At 60.0% G+C, this 16,267-nt stretch carries 15 protein-coding genes; 4 read left to right on the forward strand and 11 right to left on the reverse strand.

From position 1 onward, the window contains the following. The 3 genes from L9059_RS29340 to L9059_RS29350 all read right to left on the reverse strand — a co-directional run. On the reverse strand, positions 1–1,870 hold a 1,870-nt coding region (locus L9059_RS29340), incomplete at its 3' end, for an MFS transporter (protein WP_247294667.1). Positions 1,871–1,982: 112 nt separating this feature from the next. Continuing rightward, positions 1,983–3,119, reverse strand: coding sequence for a TDT family transporter (locus L9059_RS29345; RefSeq protein ID WP_247294670.1), 1,137 nt, complete (start codon positions 3,117–3,119; stop codon positions 1,983–1,985). A 116-nt stretch (positions 3,120–3,235) separates the two neighbouring features. Continuing rightward, positions 3,236–3,418 carry a hypothetical protein gene (locus L9059_RS29350; protein ID WP_247294673.1) on the reverse strand — a complete coding sequence of 61 codons (183 nt, stop codon included), beginning with the start codon at positions 3,416–3,418 and terminating at the stop codon, positions 3,236–3,238. A 143-nt stretch (positions 3,419–3,561) separates the two neighbouring features. Here L9059_RS29350 and L9059_RS29355 point away from each other — a divergent pair, with 143 nt between their 5' ends. After that, a complete protein-coding gene (locus L9059_RS29355) occupies positions 3,562–7,032 on the forward strand; it encodes a hybrid sensor histidine kinase/response regulator (RefSeq protein ID WP_247294676.1) in 3,471 nt (1,156 codons plus the stop codon). 88 nt (positions 7,033–7,120) lie between these two features. Here the strand turns inward: L9059_RS29355 and L9059_RS29360 are convergent, their stop codons facing one another. Both L9059_RS29360 and L9059_RS29365 read right to left on the reverse strand, forming a co-directional pair. Then, positions 7,121–8,485, reverse strand: a complete 1,365-nt coding sequence (locus L9059_RS29360) for a DNA recombination protein RmuC (RefSeq protein WP_247294761.1) — start codon at positions 8,483–8,485, stop codon at positions 7,121–7,123. 175 nt (positions 8,486–8,660) lie between these two features. Continuing rightward, on the reverse strand, positions 8,661–8,984 hold the full coding sequence (locus L9059_RS29365; RefSeq protein WP_247294679.1) for an SEL1-like repeat protein: 324 nt from the start codon (positions 8,982–8,984) through the stop codon (positions 8,661–8,663). A 982-nt stretch (positions 8,985–9,966) separates the two neighbouring features. Here L9059_RS29365 and L9059_RS29370 point away from each other — a divergent pair. The 3 genes from L9059_RS29370 (at position 9,967) to L9059_RS29380 (ending at position 12,367) form a co-directional block, all read left to right on the forward strand. Next, on the forward strand, positions 9,967–10,191 hold the full coding sequence (locus tag L9059_RS29370) for a hypothetical protein (protein ID WP_008031832.1): 225 nt from the start codon (positions 9,967–9,969) through the stop codon (positions 10,189–10,191). 275 nt (positions 10,192–10,466) lie between these two features. Then, positions 10,467–10,949, forward strand: a complete 483-nt coding sequence (locus L9059_RS29375) for a hypothetical protein (protein WP_247294682.1) — start codon at positions 10,467–10,469, stop codon at positions 10,947–10,949. Between the two features lie 146 nt (positions 10,950–11,095). Continuing rightward, complete coding sequence (locus L9059_RS29380; protein ID WP_247294699.1) at positions 11,096–12,367, forward strand: OmpP1/FadL family transporter; 1,272 nt, start codon at positions 11,096–11,098, stop codon at positions 12,365–12,367. A gap of 77 nt (positions 12,368–12,444) precedes the next feature. Here the strand turns inward: L9059_RS29380 and L9059_RS29385 are convergent, their stop codons facing one another. The 6 genes from L9059_RS29385 to cobC form a co-directional block, all read right to left on the reverse strand. After that, a complete protein-coding gene (locus L9059_RS29385) occupies positions 12,445–12,996 on the reverse strand; it encodes a glutathione peroxidase (RefSeq protein WP_247294716.1) in 552 nt (183 codons plus the stop codon). 84 nt (positions 12,997–13,080) lie between these two features. Then, positions 13,081–13,203, reverse strand: coding sequence for a hypothetical protein (locus L9059_RS30685; protein WP_282615655.1), 123 nt, complete (start codon positions 13,201–13,203; stop codon positions 13,081–13,083). Continuing rightward, complete coding sequence (locus L9059_RS29390) at positions 13,200–14,408, reverse strand: MFS transporter (RefSeq protein WP_247294734.1); 1,209 nt, start codon at positions 14,406–14,408, stop codon at positions 13,200–13,202. The genes L9059_RS30685 and L9059_RS29390 overlap by 4 nt, the downstream gene beginning before the upstream one ends. A gap of 52 nt (positions 14,409–14,460) precedes the next feature. Next, positions 14,461–14,865 (reverse strand): MarR family winged helix-turn-helix transcriptional regulator, encoded by a 405-nt coding sequence (locus tag L9059_RS29395; protein ID WP_247294763.1) that lies wholly within the window; start codon positions 14,863–14,865, stop codon positions 14,461–14,463. 93 nt (positions 14,866–14,958) lie between these two features. Beyond that, positions 14,959–15,690: an adenosylcobinamide-GDP ribazoletransferase gene (locus tag L9059_RS29400; RefSeq protein WP_247294737.1), complete on the reverse strand. Its 732-nt coding sequence runs from the start codon at positions 15,688–15,690 to the stop codon at positions 14,959–14,961. Positions 15,691–15,692: 2 nt separating this feature from the next. Continuing rightward, a partial coding sequence (cobC, locus tag L9059_RS29405; RefSeq protein ID WP_247294757.1) for an alpha-ribazole phosphatase family protein occupies positions 15,693–16,267 on the reverse strand: 575 nt, incomplete at its 5' end.

The following is a 16,267-nucleotide window of genomic DNA, read 5'->3' on the forward strand; positions in this document are numbered from 1 at the left end:
GCACCGCGCCGCGCAGCTCGCCCACCAGGTTTTGCAGGCTGGCCGGCTCAGCGGCCTCCACCGGCACTGCAGGCCCGGCAACCAGGGTCACCCTCGACCACAATCGACGAAACAGGCCCTTGCCTGGGTCGCGGCTGAAAAAACTCCCCCACAATCCCTGTAATGCCAGCGGAATCACCGGTACCGGTGTTTCCTCGAGAATGCGCGTCAAACCGCCCCTGAACTCGTTGATTTCGCCATCGACGGTCAGTTTGCCCTCCGGAAAGATGCACACCAACTCACCGTCCTTCAGGTATTGGGCAATGCGCGTGAACGCCTTCTCGTAGACCTGGATGTCTTCCTGGCGCCCGGCGATCGGGATCGTCCCGGCTGTGCGAAAGATAAAATTGAGCACCGGCAGGTTGTAGATTTTGTAGTACATCACAAAGCGAATCGGCCGCCGCACCGCGCCGCCAATCAGCAAGGCGTCGACGAAGGACACGTGGTTGCACACCAGCAATGCCGCGCCTTCATCAGGAATCAGCTCCAGATTGCGGTGCTCGACGCGGTACATGGAATGGCTGAGCAGCCAGATCATGAAGCGCATGCTGAACTCGGGAACAATGCTGAAGATGTAGGCGTTAACGCCAATGTTGAGCAGCGATACCACCAGGAACAGCTGCGGGATCGACAGCTCGACCACGCTCAGCAGAACTATGGAAACGATCGCCGAGACCACCATGAACAGCGCATTGAGGATGTTGTTGGCGGCGATCACACGCGCCCGCTCGTTCTCCGGCGTGCGCGACTGGATCAGTGCGTACAGCGGAACGATATAGAAACCACCGAAGACGCCGAGCCCAAGGATGTCGATCAATACCAGCCAGGTATGGGCAAACCCCAGCACTTCAACCCAGCCGTGACCGGTGATGCTCTCCGGGATACCCCCGGAATGCCACCACAGCAACAGCCCAAACACCGTCAAGCCAAACGAACCGAACGGTACCAGGCCGATTTCGACTTTACGCCCCGAGAGTTTTTCGCACAGCATCGAGCCCAGGGCGATGCCCACCGAAAACACCGTCAAGATCAACGTCACCACGGTCTCGTCGCCGTGCATCCATTCCTTGGCATAGGCCGGGATCTGCGTCAGGTAAATCGCCCCGACAAACCAGAACCACGAGTTGCCGACAATCGAGCGCGACACCGCCGGCGTCTGGCCCAGGCCCAGTCTCAAGGTTGCCCAGGACTGGCTGAAGATGTTCCAGTTCAGGCGCATCTGCGGGGATGACGCCGCCGCCCGCGGAATGCTGCGGCTGGCGAAATAACCGAGCACGGCCACGACGATGATCGCGATGGAGACAATCGGCGCGTAATGACTGGATGACATCATGATGCCAGCGCCGATGGTTCCCGCGAGGATCGCCAGGAACGTGCCCATTTCCACCAGCCCGTTGCCGCCGACCAATTCCTCATCGCGCAAGGCCTGGGGCAGGATCGAGTATTTCACCGGACCAAACAGTGCGGATTGCGTGCCCATGGCAAACAGTGCCAGTAGCATCAACCACAGGTGGTCGAACATGAAACCGACCGCACCAACCGCCATGATGGCGATTTCCCCAAGCTTGATCAGGCGAATCAGCGCGTCCTTGGCAAACTTCTCGCCGAACTGACCGGCCAGCGCCGAGAACAGGAAGAACGGCAGGATAAACAGCAACGCACACAGATTGACCCAGATCGAGCGATCGCCGTCGATGGTCAGCTTGTACAGGATGGCGAGGATCAGCGACTGTTTGAATATGTTGTCGTTGAATGCCCCAAGGGACTGTGTCACGAAAAACGGCAGGAAACGCCGGGTGCGCAGCAAGGTGAACTGTGAGGGATGACTCATCTTCCGTGTGTCCCCGTTTTGATTTTGGGTAATGAGTGGCGTGCAAACCAGTGAATACAGTACTTGGAATGACAAATCCTGTTTCAGGCCACAAATTACCCGTCTTTGCCGTTTATTTCTTTAAACCTGCAATGCACGGCGAGACAAACAGCTCGCCACGCCAGGCGCCCTGCGCCGTGCGCTTGCTGACGATCAGCCACATCACCGCGAGCAGTGCCACCAGCAGGCAGCCAAACAGACTGAAGAACATCAGGTTCAAGGCGCTGGCCAGCTTCAGCGTCGCCAGTGCATACACGCCCAGGGGAAAGGTGAAACCCCACCAGCCGAGGTTGAACGGAATACCTGCACGCAGGTAGCGCACGGTGATCAGCAGCGCAATGAGCATCCACCACAGGCCGAACCCCCACAACGTAATCCCGGCGATCAGGCCCAGGCCGGCGGCTATTTCGCCGATGCCGCCCATTGCATTGGCCGCGAAAATCGCCGGTGCGTCGCCGCCCAGCAGCAACATGCCGAGTGCACCGGTACCAATGGGCCCCAGCGCCAGCCAGCTTGAAGCGGCCATGTTTTCGTGAGGCAGTTTATGCAGGGCCATGCGCAGCATCAGGATGGTCAGGATGCTGAAGGCCACTGGCAGCGAGAATGCCCAGAGCACGTAGCTGGTCACCAGCACCACCAGTTGCGAATGTGCGTCGGCCAAGTGCGGTGCGAGCAGCCCACCACTGGCCGCCGCCACCTCCGCCGCCACCACCGGCAACAGCCAGACCGCTGTCATCTGGTCGATGCTGTGCTCTTGTCGGGTGAACATCATGTAGGGAATCAACACCCCGCATGCCAGTGCCATCGCCACGTCCAACCACCACAACACCTCGGCCAGTTGAATCACGCCATGACCCCAGCGCGGCAGGCCGAACACCAGGAAGCCGTTGATGATCGTCGCCAGACCCATGGGGATCGTGCCGAAGAACATCGATACCGTGGAATGCCCGAAGATCCGTCGCGCCTCGTGAAAAAACCACGTCCAGCGCGCCGCATACAGTGTGGCAAATAACGCAAACAAACCGATATTGAACATCCACAGGGCCTCGGCTGCAGCGCGCAGGCCGGGGACATTAAAAGGCAGCTGAGCGAGCGCCAGGGCCAATACGCCGGTGCCCATGGTGGCGGCGAACCAGTTCGGCGTGAACTGGCGAATGACGTCCCGGGGATGCTGCAACTGAGTGAAAGGCTTGGGGGTGGTGCATATCATGGCGAACTCCTGTCCTCTGGTGAGGTGGAATTCATGGTAGAACCGAATCGAATATCTATATAACGGGTAATATCTCTAACTGTTATCTGTTTTGCAGATATAGCCACTAATGGTCATCAAACCTCGGCGCTGCACACCTTTACCGACGGCTGGCGCAGCAAGGCGAACAGCGCCCCTACCGCCAGGACAATCAATACCACGCCATATACCGGCGCTGGGGCGATTTGTCTGTGCTGCTGGCCGGCGTCTCCCTGGCGCATCAGCTGGTGGAGATTGCGCCGGGTCAATGACACCGCCATCGCCAATCCACCGCCTCTGCGCTGGCACACCTCCTGCGACACCCCGCCACGCCACGACCTTGGTCGACACTGACTAACCCCTTGCATCGTGCGAGACTATCTGCCCGGGCTGAAGCCCCGGATGTCTTTGCCCTGGAGTTCTCATGTCGCTGTCCAGCGGGCTGATTGCCGCCGTCGCCCTGGCCTATATGGCCATCATGTTCGCCATTGCCTTCTACGGCGACCGTCGCGCCACCCCGCTGCCGCCGCGAGTACGCGCCTGGGTCTATAGCCTGTCACTGGCGGTTTATTGCACCAGCTGGACCTTCTTTGGCGCCGTGGGCCAGGCCGCCGAACAGCTCTGGTCATTCCTGCCGATCTACCTCGGGCCGATCTTGCTGCTGGTGTGCGCGCCATGGGTGCTGCAGAAAATGGTGATGATCAGTAAACAGGAGAACATCACCTCCATCGCCGACTTCATCGCCGCGCGCTATGGCAAATCCCAGTCCCTGGCGGTGGTGGTGGCGTTGATCTGCCTGGTCGGGGTGTTGCCCTATATCGCCTTGCAGCTCAAAGGCATCGTGCTCGGTGTGAACCTGTTGATCGGCGCCGGTGCCGACGCCATGGGTGTGCGTGCCCAGGACACGGCGCTGATCGTGTCGCTGGCACTGGCACTGTTCACCATCGTGTTCGGCACCCGCAACCTCGACGCCACGGAACACCACCGCGGCATGGTGCTGGCCATTGCCTTTGAATCGCTGGTGAAGTTATTCGCGTTTCTCGCCGTGGGTGCGTTCGTGACCTACGGTCTGTACGACGGCTTCGACGACCTGTTCAACCAGGCCATGCTGGCTCCGCGCCTGGAACAGTACTGGAAGGAAACGATCAACTGGCCATCGATGATCGTGCAGACCGGGGTGGCGATGATGGCGATCATCTGCCTGCCCCGACAGTTCCACGTGACCGTGGTGGAAAACATCGACCCGCAGGATTTGCGCCTGGCCAAATGGGTATTTCCTGCCTACCTGGCCCTGGCCGCACTGTTTGTCGTGCCGATCGCCCTGGCCGGGCAGATGCTGTTGCCCAGTTCGGTGCCCCCGGATTCGTTCGTCATCAGCCTGCCGCTGGCCCAGACGCACCCCGCCCTGGCGCTGCTGGCGTTTATCGGAGGCGCCTCCGCGGCGACCGGCATGGTGATCGTGGCGAGCGTTGCGCTGTCGACCATGGTTTCCAACGACATGCTGTTGCCATGGTTACTGCGGCGCAACAATGCCGAGCGCCCGTTCGAAGTGTTCCGCCAGTGGATGCTGTCGGTGCGGCGGGTCAGCATTGTGGTCATTCTGCTGCTGGCGTACGTCAGCTATCGCCTGCTGGGCTCCACCGCGAGCCTGGCGACCATCGGCCAGATCGCTTTTGCCGCCGTGACCCAATTGGCCCCCGCCATGCTGGGGGCACTTTATTGGAAGCAGGCCAATCGCCGCGGAGTCTTCGCCGGCCTGGCCGCAGGGACTTTCCTCTGGTTTTACACCCTGATCCTGCCGATCGCGGCGCACAGCCTGGGCTGGTCGCTGAGTACCTTTCCCGGCCTGGCTTGGCTGCAGGGTAATCCGCTGAACCTGCCGATCACCCCACTGACTCAAGGGGTGGTGTTGTCCCTGGTGGGCAACTTCACGCTGTTTGCCTGGGTCTCGGTTCTGTCGCGCACGCGAGTGTCCGAACACTGGCAGGCCGGTCGATTCATTGGCCAGGAAATCAGCGCCCGCCCCAGTGCGCGCTCGATGCTGGCGGTGCAGATCAACGATCTGCTGCAGCTCGCCGCACGCTTTGTCGGTGAGGAACGGGCCCGTCAGAGTTTCATCCGCTTTGCCTATCGCCAGGGCAAAGGCTTCAACCCGAACCAGAACGCCGACGGTGAATGGATCGCCCACACCGAGCGACTTCTGGCGGGGGTCCTGGGTGCCTCTTCAACTCGCGCAGTCGTGAAAGCGGCCATTGAAGGCCGCGAGATGCAGCTCGAAGATGTCGTACGGATCGCCGACGAAGCCTCCGAAGTCCTGCAATTCAACCGTGCATTACTCCAAGGCGCGATCGAGAACATCACCCAGGGCATCAGCGTTGTTGACCAGTCGCTGAAGCTGGTGGCATGGAACCGTCGCTACCTGGAACTGTTCAACTACCCGGACGGGCTGATCAGCGTCGGCCGGCCGATCGCCGACATTATTCGTCACAACGCCGAGCGCGGCCTGTGTGGCCCAGGCGAAGCTGAAGTGCACGTCGCCCGACGCCTGCACTGGATGCGCCAGGGTCGCGCCCACACTTCCGAGAGGCTGTTCCCGAATGGCCGGGTAATTGAGCTGATCGGCAACCCCATGCCCGGTGGCGGCTTCGTCATGAGTTTCACCGACATCACCGCGTTCCGGGAGGCCGAACAGGCGCTGACTGAAGCCAACGAAGGCCTGGAGCGCCGAGTGACCGAACGCACCCACGAACTATCGCAACTCAACGTCGCCCTGACCGAAGCCAAAGGTACAGCCGAGTCTGCCAATCAGTCGAAGACCCGCTTCCTCGCTGCGGTCAGTCACGACCTGATGCAGCCGCTGAACGCCGCGAGACTGTTTTCTGCCGCCCTCTCCCATCAGGATGACGGCCTGTCCCGCGAAGCACAGAAACTGGTGCAGCACCTCGACACCTCGCTGCGCTCTGCCGAAGACCTGATCAGCGATTTACTGGATATTTCTCGCTTGGAAAACGGCAAGATCAACCCTGACTCGAAGCCGTTCGAGCTTAATGAACTGTTCGACGTGCTCGGTGCCGAGTTCAAGGTACTGGCCCGGGACCAAGACCTGAAATTCCGCGTGCGCGGCAGTAAGTTGCGGGTCGAAAGCGACATCAAATTGCTGCGACGCATCTTGCAGAACTTCCTCACCAATGCTTTCCGCTATGCCAAAGGCCCAGTACTGCTGGGAGTTCGGCGACGCCAGGGCGAGGTGTGCCTGGAGGTCTGGGATCGCGGACCAGGCATTCCGGAGGACAAGCAAAAGGTCATCTTCGAAGAGTTCAAACGCCTCGACAGCCATCAGACTCGCGCCGAAAAGGGCCTGGGCCTGGGCCTGGCGATTGCCGATGGCCTGTGTCGAGTCCTGGGCCATCGACTGCAAGTGCGTTCGTGGCCCGGGCGTGGCAGTGTTTTCAGCGTGTGTGTGCCTTTGGCCCAAGCGCAAGCCGCGCTGCCGGTCAAGACTGCCGAGCTCAACGGCAAACTGTTGAGCGGTGCCCAGGTGCTCTGCATCGACAATGAAGACAGCATTCTCATCGGCATGAACAGCCTGCTGACCCGCTGGGGGTGCCAGGTGTGGACTGCACGGAATCGCGATGAGTGCGCGGCCCTGCTCAGCGAAGGAATGCGCCCGCAACTGGCGTTAGTCGATTACCACCTGGACGATGGCGAAACCGGAACCGAACTGATGGCCTGGCTGCGCACCCGTTTGGGCGAGCCGGTGCCGGGAGTGGTGATCAGCGCCGATGGCCGGCCGGAGATGGTTGCCCAGGTGCATGCAGCGGGGCTGGGGTACCTGGCCAAACCGGTGAAGCCGGCGGCGCTCAGGGCGTTGTTAAGCAAGCATCTGCCCTTGTAAAAAGATCGCTGCCTTCGGCGGCTCCTACCGGGTGTAGGCCGCCAATGCAGGAACTGCCGAAGGCTGCGATCTTTTGACCCCGGGACTGCTACTCCGGCAACTCCGCCAACCCATCCACATCCGTCATCGCCCGCTCCAGCAAATCCGCCGGCAGGCTCTTGCTCGCCCGCGCGCCGAGCAACTTCAGCTGTTCACTACGGCTGACCAGATTGCCACGGCCCTCCGTCAGCTTGTTACGCGCCGAGCTGTAGGCCTTATCCAGCTGTTGCAGGCGATTGCCGACCTCGTCTAGATCCTGGATAAACAACACAAACTTGTCATACAGCCAACCGGCCCGCTCGGCGATTTCCCGGGCGTTCTGGCTCTGGCGCTCCTGCTTCCACAGGCTGTCAATCACCCGCAGAGTCGCCAGCAACGTCGTCGGGCTAACGATCACGATGTTGCGGTCGAATGCCTCCTGGAACAACGTCGGCTCCGCCTGCAGCGCCGCCGAGAAAGCCGCTTCAATCGGTACGAAAAGCAGCACGAAATCAAGGCTGTGCAAGCCGTCGAGACGCTTGTAGTCCTTACCGGACAAGCCTTTGACATGGGTGCGCAGGGACAGCACATGTTGCTTGAGGGCGATCTGCCCTATGGCGTCATCATCGGCCGCCACGTATTGCTGGTAAGCAGTAAGGCTGACCTTGGAGTCGACTACCACCTGCTTGTCGCCCGGCAGATAGATGATCACATCCGGCTGGAAACGCTCGCCGTCGGGCCCTTTTAGGGTGACCTGGGTCTGGTACTCGCGCCCCTTTTCGAGGCCTGCGTGTTCCAGCACCCGCTCAAGGATCAGCTCACCCCAGTTGCCTTGGGTTTTCTGCCCTTTCAGCGCGCGGGTCAGGTTGGTGGCCTCGTCGCTCAACCGCAGGTTCAACTGCTGCAGGCGCTCAAGTTCTTTGGCCAGGGAAAAACGCTCCCGCGCTTCAGCCTGGTAGCTTTCTTCGACACGCTTTTCGAAAGACTGAATGCGCTCTTTCAGCGGATCAAGCAACTGGCCCAGACGCTGCTGGCTGGTCTCGGCGAAGCGCTGTTCGCGCTCATCGAAGATCTTGCCCGCCAGTTCGGCGAACTGGGCGCGCAACTCGTCCCGGGAGCCCTGGAGGTCGCTGAGTCGTTGCTGATGGCTTTCCTGTTGCTCGCGCAGCTCGGCATTGAGGGAAGCGGCCTGGGCGTCGAGACGGCGCAGCTCAGCTTCTTTGCCAGCGCGCTCAATGTTCCAGGCATGTGCGGCGTCCCGGGCGTCGTCGCGCTCGACCTGCAGCAACTCCACTTCGCGGCGCAGTGCTGCCAGCTCGGCCTGCCGGGAGGTGTTGATCTGGCCAAGGTCTGCGATTTCATCGCGACTGGTTTCCAGCTGGGCATTCAAACCGTCCTGCGCCAGCACAGACATCGACAGCCGCTCCTGCAGCAAGGCAACTTGCGCCTGCGTCACGCTGGCGCGGCGCTGTAGCTGCCAGGCTAATGCCAACAACGGCAGTGCAGCCCCCGCAAGACCAAGCAAAATGCTGGTCAAGTCCATAGCCATAACCACTCCTGCCGGTTCGTTAAAGCTTGAAGGTTAACCAAGGCGCCAGGTCTTGGACAGCTCAGTCTTCGACCAACCCCAGTTCCCGCTGTGCGCGCCGATCTCCCGCCCGCGCCGCTTGGCGCAGCAGGTCCTGGCCAATGCGGCGATCCCGGGCATTGCCACACTCGCGACACATCAGCTGACCAAGGCGGGCTTGTGCGGCCACCACGCCTTCACGTGCCGGCTGCTTGAGCAGATGTCCGGCGAAATGTTTTACGTTCGGGTTTTCGCCCAGGCGCGGGCTGTCCAACAGCCACTCCGCCACTCGCATGGAAAAGCGTTTGGGTGGGATAGTGGCGGCGGGTGAAGAGGTTACGGAGACTGATGCTGAACGAAACTTCATAAAACACTGTAGGGCAGATCGGAAGGCGCGCCACTCTACTCTTTTTTTCCTACAGGTAAAGCTTAAAAAAACCCGGCACGCCCGTCCTAGAGCAAGCGCTCGGGACAATCCACAGAAGCTGTGGATAACTCAGTGGACAACCCTCCTTGAACTCTCGCAAACCCCTATGGAATGGGGCTCGCAGTCAAACTGACGATTTTTTCACCAGTAAAAAAAAGTGATGTTTTTCATTGACTTAAATTTTGGTTACAGGCACCCACTGCGCTTGTGAGCCAAATGACAGTGCTGTGACGGTCTGCGCAACTGATGTGCACAAGTACCTTCGCGACGGTTATATCGATGCGCTTTTTCGGCACATTTTATTTGCCAATCAGGGACTGAGCCGGTCACAACCCCTGTTCCAGACAGGTCCGAGCAAAGCCTACACACCCTGCCAGCAGTCGGATTCTGTGCTACTGCGCAAATAACCCGACCAACGGCCATCTGTTGGATCACTGCTCATTTTGGACACCACGATTTTTTTTGCTTATTCCACTTCCATTAGCAAAATCAATTTGTTATGATCTTCGGCGTTAGTACCAAGCTGAAAGTCAATTCTGGTCGAACACATCCCCCCGGACAGCCTTCGCAAACGAAGCCAATCCGAACAAGCGGGATCGACCACCTCGATGGTTTCCAGGTAAAACTTGCGTCAATACAGCCTTTGATCGAAAGCAAAGGGTATTGCCAGGCTCACTTACTCTGACCGAACCAGCCTGCAAATTGATCAGGATCTTCACCCCGGGCCCAGAACCTTTGCCCTCGATGTGTTGCCTGCCCTCCTAAGTACCTACCTGCCAGCCCAAGCGCGCCAATTATCAGCGCTTCAAACTGGCTGCTTTGTTCCAGTCGGGTTCTTCGTTCGACCAACGGTGGTCGACGTCACTGGAACGTTTAAATTTTGCACGGTTCTTATCCGTGTCGCTTGTAGGAACACCCAATAATGACTACTCAAATCCACACCCAGGATGCTATCCGCACCCTAACCAACGCTTTTGCACCAATGAACTGCCTGATCATGGCCGCTCGCAAAGGCTGCTTCAGCTTCACTCTGGTCAACGAACACGGCATCGCCCGTCACAGCGAACGCCTCTACCCCGATCAGTACTCCAGCGCCGAGCCGCTGCAGGCCGTGATCGAGCGTACCCGCCAGGCACTGGTTGCCTGATACGCCAGAAAGACTGAAACATCAAAAGCCTCGCTTAAAACGCGGGGTTTTTTATTGCCTCATATTTCCCTTTCAGCCCCCAACACCTAAGCACCAACCGATATAACGATTATAACTGGCTGACGGAAATATTTTAAAAACAGACCTTTACGTCACGAATATGACACTACACTTCAACTCAAGCGGCTTGATCCGCTTCCGGCGAGCCTGATCCGACCCACCGCTGCCAAGGCCCCCTTTCAGGTATCGCCGCCTACTTCAGTTTCGAGGCCTTTATGGGTATCGCTGCCAGCGAACTGTGTCGTTATGTGATCCGTCCGACCTTGCTCTACTTAGGACGCCATAGCGCAACTGCCGAATCCCTGCTGCTGGGCATCGCCGCCAGTCAGTCAGCCCTTGGTTCCGCCCTGCACGACCGCCGTGGACACGGCCTATATCGAATCGCCGAAACGCGCCACCAGGCGCTCTGGGATCATTACCTGGCACTGGACCCCGAGCGCGCCAGCCTGGTGCGCGGCCTGGCGAGCCAGCACGCGTTCCTCAGCAGCCCGCACCTGGAATTGACCGTCAACCTGCGCTACGCCACTGCCATCGCCTGGCTGCTGGTAGAAGAACAAAACACCTCACTCCCCGAAGCCGATGATCTGCTTGGGATGGCCCGCATCTGGCGCCAGATCTTCCAACCCCAAGGCCGCCTCCGGGACTTTACTTACGCCTGGCACACCTGTGTTTCAACACTGAATCACGTCGCCTGCTGATCCGCCCATTTCACAAAATCGCCCAACGAGCGGCGAATCTGGTCGGATTGTCCTACAAAACCGCTCTAACTCAAGCATTACAGCCTATAGCGCTGGGACGAAAATGTTGGTAATTTTCGCCCCGGTGATCACCAGGAGTTCTAATAATGAAAAAAGTAATGCTCAAAACCACCCTTAGCCTCGCCGTTACCTTGGCGTCCACCCAGATCTTTGCAGCTGGCTTCGCCATCAACGAACAAAGCATCAGCGGAATGGGTACAGGTTTTGCCGGGCGATCTTCCTCTGCCGATGATGCAAGTACCATTTTTGGCAACCCTGCCGGCATGTCGCGCATCAAGCGCGAACAAGTCACCGGCGGCGCTGCAATGCTCGACGCACACACCGATATCAGCCACGCCAGCTCCAGCCCGAACAGCGGCACCAACCACGGTGACATGGTGCCGTTCATCGCCGTGCCGATGGGCTACTACGTCAAGCCGATCGATGACAAGTGGGCAGTTGGCGTGGGCGTCTACGCCCCCTTCGGCCTGGTGACCGACTACGAAGGCGGCTTTGCCGGCCGCTACTTCGGCAGCAAGAGCGACGTTAAAGTCGTGACCCTGCAGCCGACCGTGAGCTACGCCTTCAACGACAAGGTGTCGATCGGCTTTGGTCCGACCATCAACCGTATCGACGGCAAGCTGGAGTCGAACCTGTCAATCACCCAGGCCGCCGGGGATGGCGAAGTCAAGATCAAGGGTGACGACACCGCGCTGGGCTACAACATCGGCGTGCTGGTACAAGCCACCGACAGCACCCGCCTCGGCCTGACTTACCACTCGAAAGTGAAGTACAAGCTGGAAGGCAACACCAAGGTCAACTACAACGTCCTGGGCCTGATCGGCCAGAACCCGAACCAGAAGTACGACGCGTCCCTGGACCTGACGACTCCTGAGTCAGTCGATTTCTCGGTTACCCACCAGCTCGATGACCAGTGGACTCTTTACGCGGGCAGCACCTGGACTCGCTGGAGCCGCCTGAAAGAAATCACCGTGGAAAACAGCGGTGTACCTGGGGTGCTCAATGGCCAATTTGGCAGCATTACCGAAGATCAGAACTGGCACGATACCTGGGCTCACGCCATCGGCGCGTCCTACCAGCTGAACAAGCAATGGGTCCTGCGTACTGGTCTGTCCTTCGACCAGGCGCCGACCAACAACGTCGACCGCTCCCCACGCATCCCGACTGGCGATCGCAAGATTTTCAGCCTGGGTGCCGGATGGAGCCCGACCGACGACCTGACCATCGACGTAGCGTATTCGTACCTGCGTGAAGAAGCAGTCACGGTCAACAACAGCAACGACCGTGGCCAGAGCTACAACGCCAAGTATGAAAACTGGGCGAATGGTTTTGGTGTAGGTGCAACCTACCGCTTCTGATGAAAGACGCCTTGAGCGCCTGAATCGAAAAAGCCCCGCTCTGCGCGACAGAAGCGGGGCTTTTTAATGGACGTCGATCAGGGTTGCGAGGCGATGGCCTTCTCGACAGCAGCAATGAACTCCGGGTCGTCAGGCTTGGTCAGGCTGGAGAAATTAGCGATCACCTTGCCCTGGCGATCGACCACGTATTTATAGAAATTCCATTTCGGCGCGCCAGTCTGTTTGGCGAGCACCTTGAACAGGTGAGTCGCGTCGTCACCCCGCACTTCCTGCGGCTCGGTCATGGTGAACGTCACACCGTAATTGACGTAGCAGACCTTCGCGGTCTCGGCGCCGTCCTTGGATTCCTGTTTGAAGTCGTTGGAGGGCACGCCGATCACCTCCAGGCCCTGTGCCTTGTAGCGCTGATTGAGCGCCTCAAGGCTCTTGAACTGCGGGGCAAACCCACAGTAGCTGGCGGTATTGACCACCACCAGCGGCTTGCCGGCAAAGCGCTGACACAAATCGATCGATTCCTTGGCGCGCAACTTGGGCAGCGAGCCCTCCAACAGCTCCGGGCATTCCGCCGCCTGGGCCACTCCAGCAAACGCTACCAGTAACGCGGGAACTGCAAGCCAGCGCGTCAACATATCCGTGCATCCTTGAGAAGGTCGTCACAATGAAGTTACTCGTCCACGCCTCTTTCTAGCAAGCACCCGTAAGGCAAACAGCCTCTAACAAACGCCCATGCCCAACTGCATCAATGCCAGCCCGCCCTGGTGCCAGCCCCACCACGCCAGTGCCAGCAGCAAGGCGCCAGCAGCCGCCAGGGCGGCACGCGGCCAAAGACGGCTCATGATGCACTCAACTGCGTCTGCAACCGCGCCACCGGCCGCTCGCGCACCGGCCAGTTCAGAGCCGCCGCCAACAGGCTGAGGAGAATCGCCACTTGCCAGATCAAGTCATAGCTCCCAGTACGGTCATACACCACCCCGCCCAACCAGCCGCCCAGGAACGAGCCCAACTGGTGGAACAGGAAAACAATCCCACCGAGCATGGACAGGTTTCGTACGCCAAACAAGGTGGCGACGGTGCCGTTGGTCAATGGCACCGTGGACAACCACAGAAAGCCCATCGCCATGCCGAACAGGTACGCGCTGGTAGTGGTGACTGGCGCCCACAGAAACAAACCGATGACGACCGCTCGCAGCAAGTACAACCCGGTCAGTAGCCGCGGCTTGGACATGCGCCCGCCGAGCCAGCCGGCCGTGTAGGTGCCGAAGATGTTGAATAAGCCGATCAACGCCAGCACCGTGGTGCCTGCAGTTGCCGGCAGATGCTGGTCGACCAGGTAGGCCGGCAGGTGCACGCCAATGAATACCACCTGGAAACCGCAGACGAAAAAGCCGAACGCCAGCAGCCAGAACCCCGAATGGGAACAGGCTTCGTGCAGCGCTTCACCCAGCGTTTGCTCATGACCGAGGGACGGCAGGGGCTTGTCCTTGAGCATACTGACCAAGGGCACGATCAATGCCACCAGCAAGCCCAGCACCAGCAAGGCTGCCGACCAGCCCAGCCAACCGATCAGCCCCAGGGTGCCGGGCAGCATGGCGAATTGGCCAAACGAGCCAGCCGCACTGGCGATGCCCATGCCCATGCTGCGTTTTTCCGGTGGTACCGCGCGCCCGACCACGCCGAGAATCACCGAGAACGAAGTGCCCGAAAGTCCGATACCAATTAGCAGGCCGGCGCTCAGGGATAAGGTCACTGCCGAATCGGAGAGGCCCATGCATACCAGGCCGGCCGCGTATAACACACCGCCGACCAACACCACCTTGGCTGCACCAAAACGATCCGCGAGGGCGCCGGTGAAGGGCTGCGCCAGGCCCCAGATCAGATTCTGCAGGGCGATGGCAAAGGCAAAGGTTTCTCGGCCCCAACCGAACTCGGCACTCATCGGCGCCAGAAACAGGCCAAAACCATGGCGAACGCCCAGCGACAACGCAAGAATCAGCGCACTGCCCAGCAACACCCAACCGCACGTACGCCACATCGATGTCATGATGATTCTCCAGTAGCGGGTATATACCCGCTTTTGATCGAAAAAACCGGCATCAAGCCAGTTCGTCCAGCAGTTTGAGCAAGATTTCGCGTTTCTCGGCACCCAGGCGGTCAACCAGCCGCTGTTGTGCAGCTTCCCAGGCCGGCAAGGCGGCCGCCAGGCGTTCGGCGCCAGCGTCGGTGAGCTTGACGATGCGGTTACGCATGTCCTCGCCCTCGACCAGCATCACCAGCCCTTCACCTTCCAGCACCCGCAAGTTGCGCCCCAGCGTGCTGCGATCCAGGCCCATTGCTTCGGCCAGAGTGGAAATACTCGGTTGGTCCAGGCGCTGCAGGTTGCACAGCAAAGAATACTGGGCAACGTTGATCCCGAAGCCGTCGAGAGCGCCGTCGTAATGCCTGCTGACGCCACGAGCGGCGCGACGCAGGTTGATGCATAAACATTGGGAGTCGAGCATGATGCGTGTATATACCCGCGAGTCAGTTAAATCAAGATACATATGATTGCTTCAGCAATTTATGAGGGGCTCGCTCATTTTGCACAAATCCAATCAGACCAACACCAACCCAACCAACACCCCGACCTCCAGCAACTCCAGCATCGCCCCCGCCGTATCTCCGGTGGTGCCACCCAAGCGCCGCAGCATCACCTGTCGCAGCCAGGCAAACGCCAACCCCGCCAGTACCAGCGCAAAAAACCCATGGAGCCCCGCCAGCACGACACAGGCTAGCGCACTGACCGCCAGCACCTGCTTGCCTGCCGAACGCGGCAGATGATCAGCCAGCGCCTGCCCGAGCCCGCCGGCACGCACATAAGGCGTGGTCAGAAACAACCCCAGCAACCCAGCACGCCCGATCAGCGGGACAACCAGCAAAAAAACCCCATGCTGTTGCTCGACCAACGCCAGCAGCGCGGCAAATTTGAGCAGCATCACCAGCACCAGCGTGACCACGGCGATCGGTCCACTGCGCGGGTCCTTCATGATGGTCAGGGTGCGTTCACGGTCCCCAAAACCGCCAAGCCACGCGTCAGCGCTGTCGGCCAGGCCATCGAGGTGCAAGCCGCCGCTCAACAGCACCCAGGCCGTCAGCAACAGTGCAGCGTGCAGTAATAAAGGGCTGCCACTCAGGAGGCCGTTCAGCCCCCACAGAATTGCCCCGAACAGCAACCCCACCAGAGGATAAAACAGCAGCGAGCGCCCGAGCTCCTGAGGCGTCGGCATGCCGGGCAGACGAACCGGCAGGCTGCTGAGAAATTGCAGGGCGATCCAGAATGGCAGCATGCTCAGTTCGCTTCCCGCAACAGTCCGCCGGATTCAACGGCCAGGGCAAACAGCGCACCGTGGCCGACTTCGACATTCAGCAACTGCTCACGCGGCAACTCCCGCGCCCGCGCCAGCAGCAGACGCATCACGCCGCCATGGCTGACCAGCAACACCCGCTCGCCAGCATATGCAGCGTGCAAACGCTCGACCGCGCCCAGTACCCGCGCAGAGAAGTCCTCGACCCGCTCGCCCTGAGGCGGGGTAAATGAATAGGGATCGGCCCAGAACAAGCCCAGGCCCTGGGCATCGGTTTCCATCAGCGCAGCAGCGCTCTGGCCCTCCCAGGCGCCGAAGTGCAGTTCTTGCAGATCCTTGTCCAGATGCACCGGCACGCTCAGGTGCGCGCCTAGCTCTTGGGCAAAGCGCGCACAGCGTTGCAATGGCGAACTGACCAGGCGATCCCATGGCCCCTGCTCCGCTACCGCCCCTCGCATCTGAGCCCAACCGGTGTCGGTGAGCGCGTCGTCGATGCTGCCGCGCAGGCCGCCCCCAAGTTCGGTTTCGCCGTGGCGCAACAGGTCCAGGCGCAGGGTCA

The sequence above is a fragment of the Pseudomonas violetae genome (genome assembly GCF_023072615.1).
Taxonomy (GTDB): Bacteria; Pseudomonadota; Gammaproteobacteria; order Pseudomonadales; family Pseudomonadaceae; genus Aquipseudomonas; species Aquipseudomonas violetae.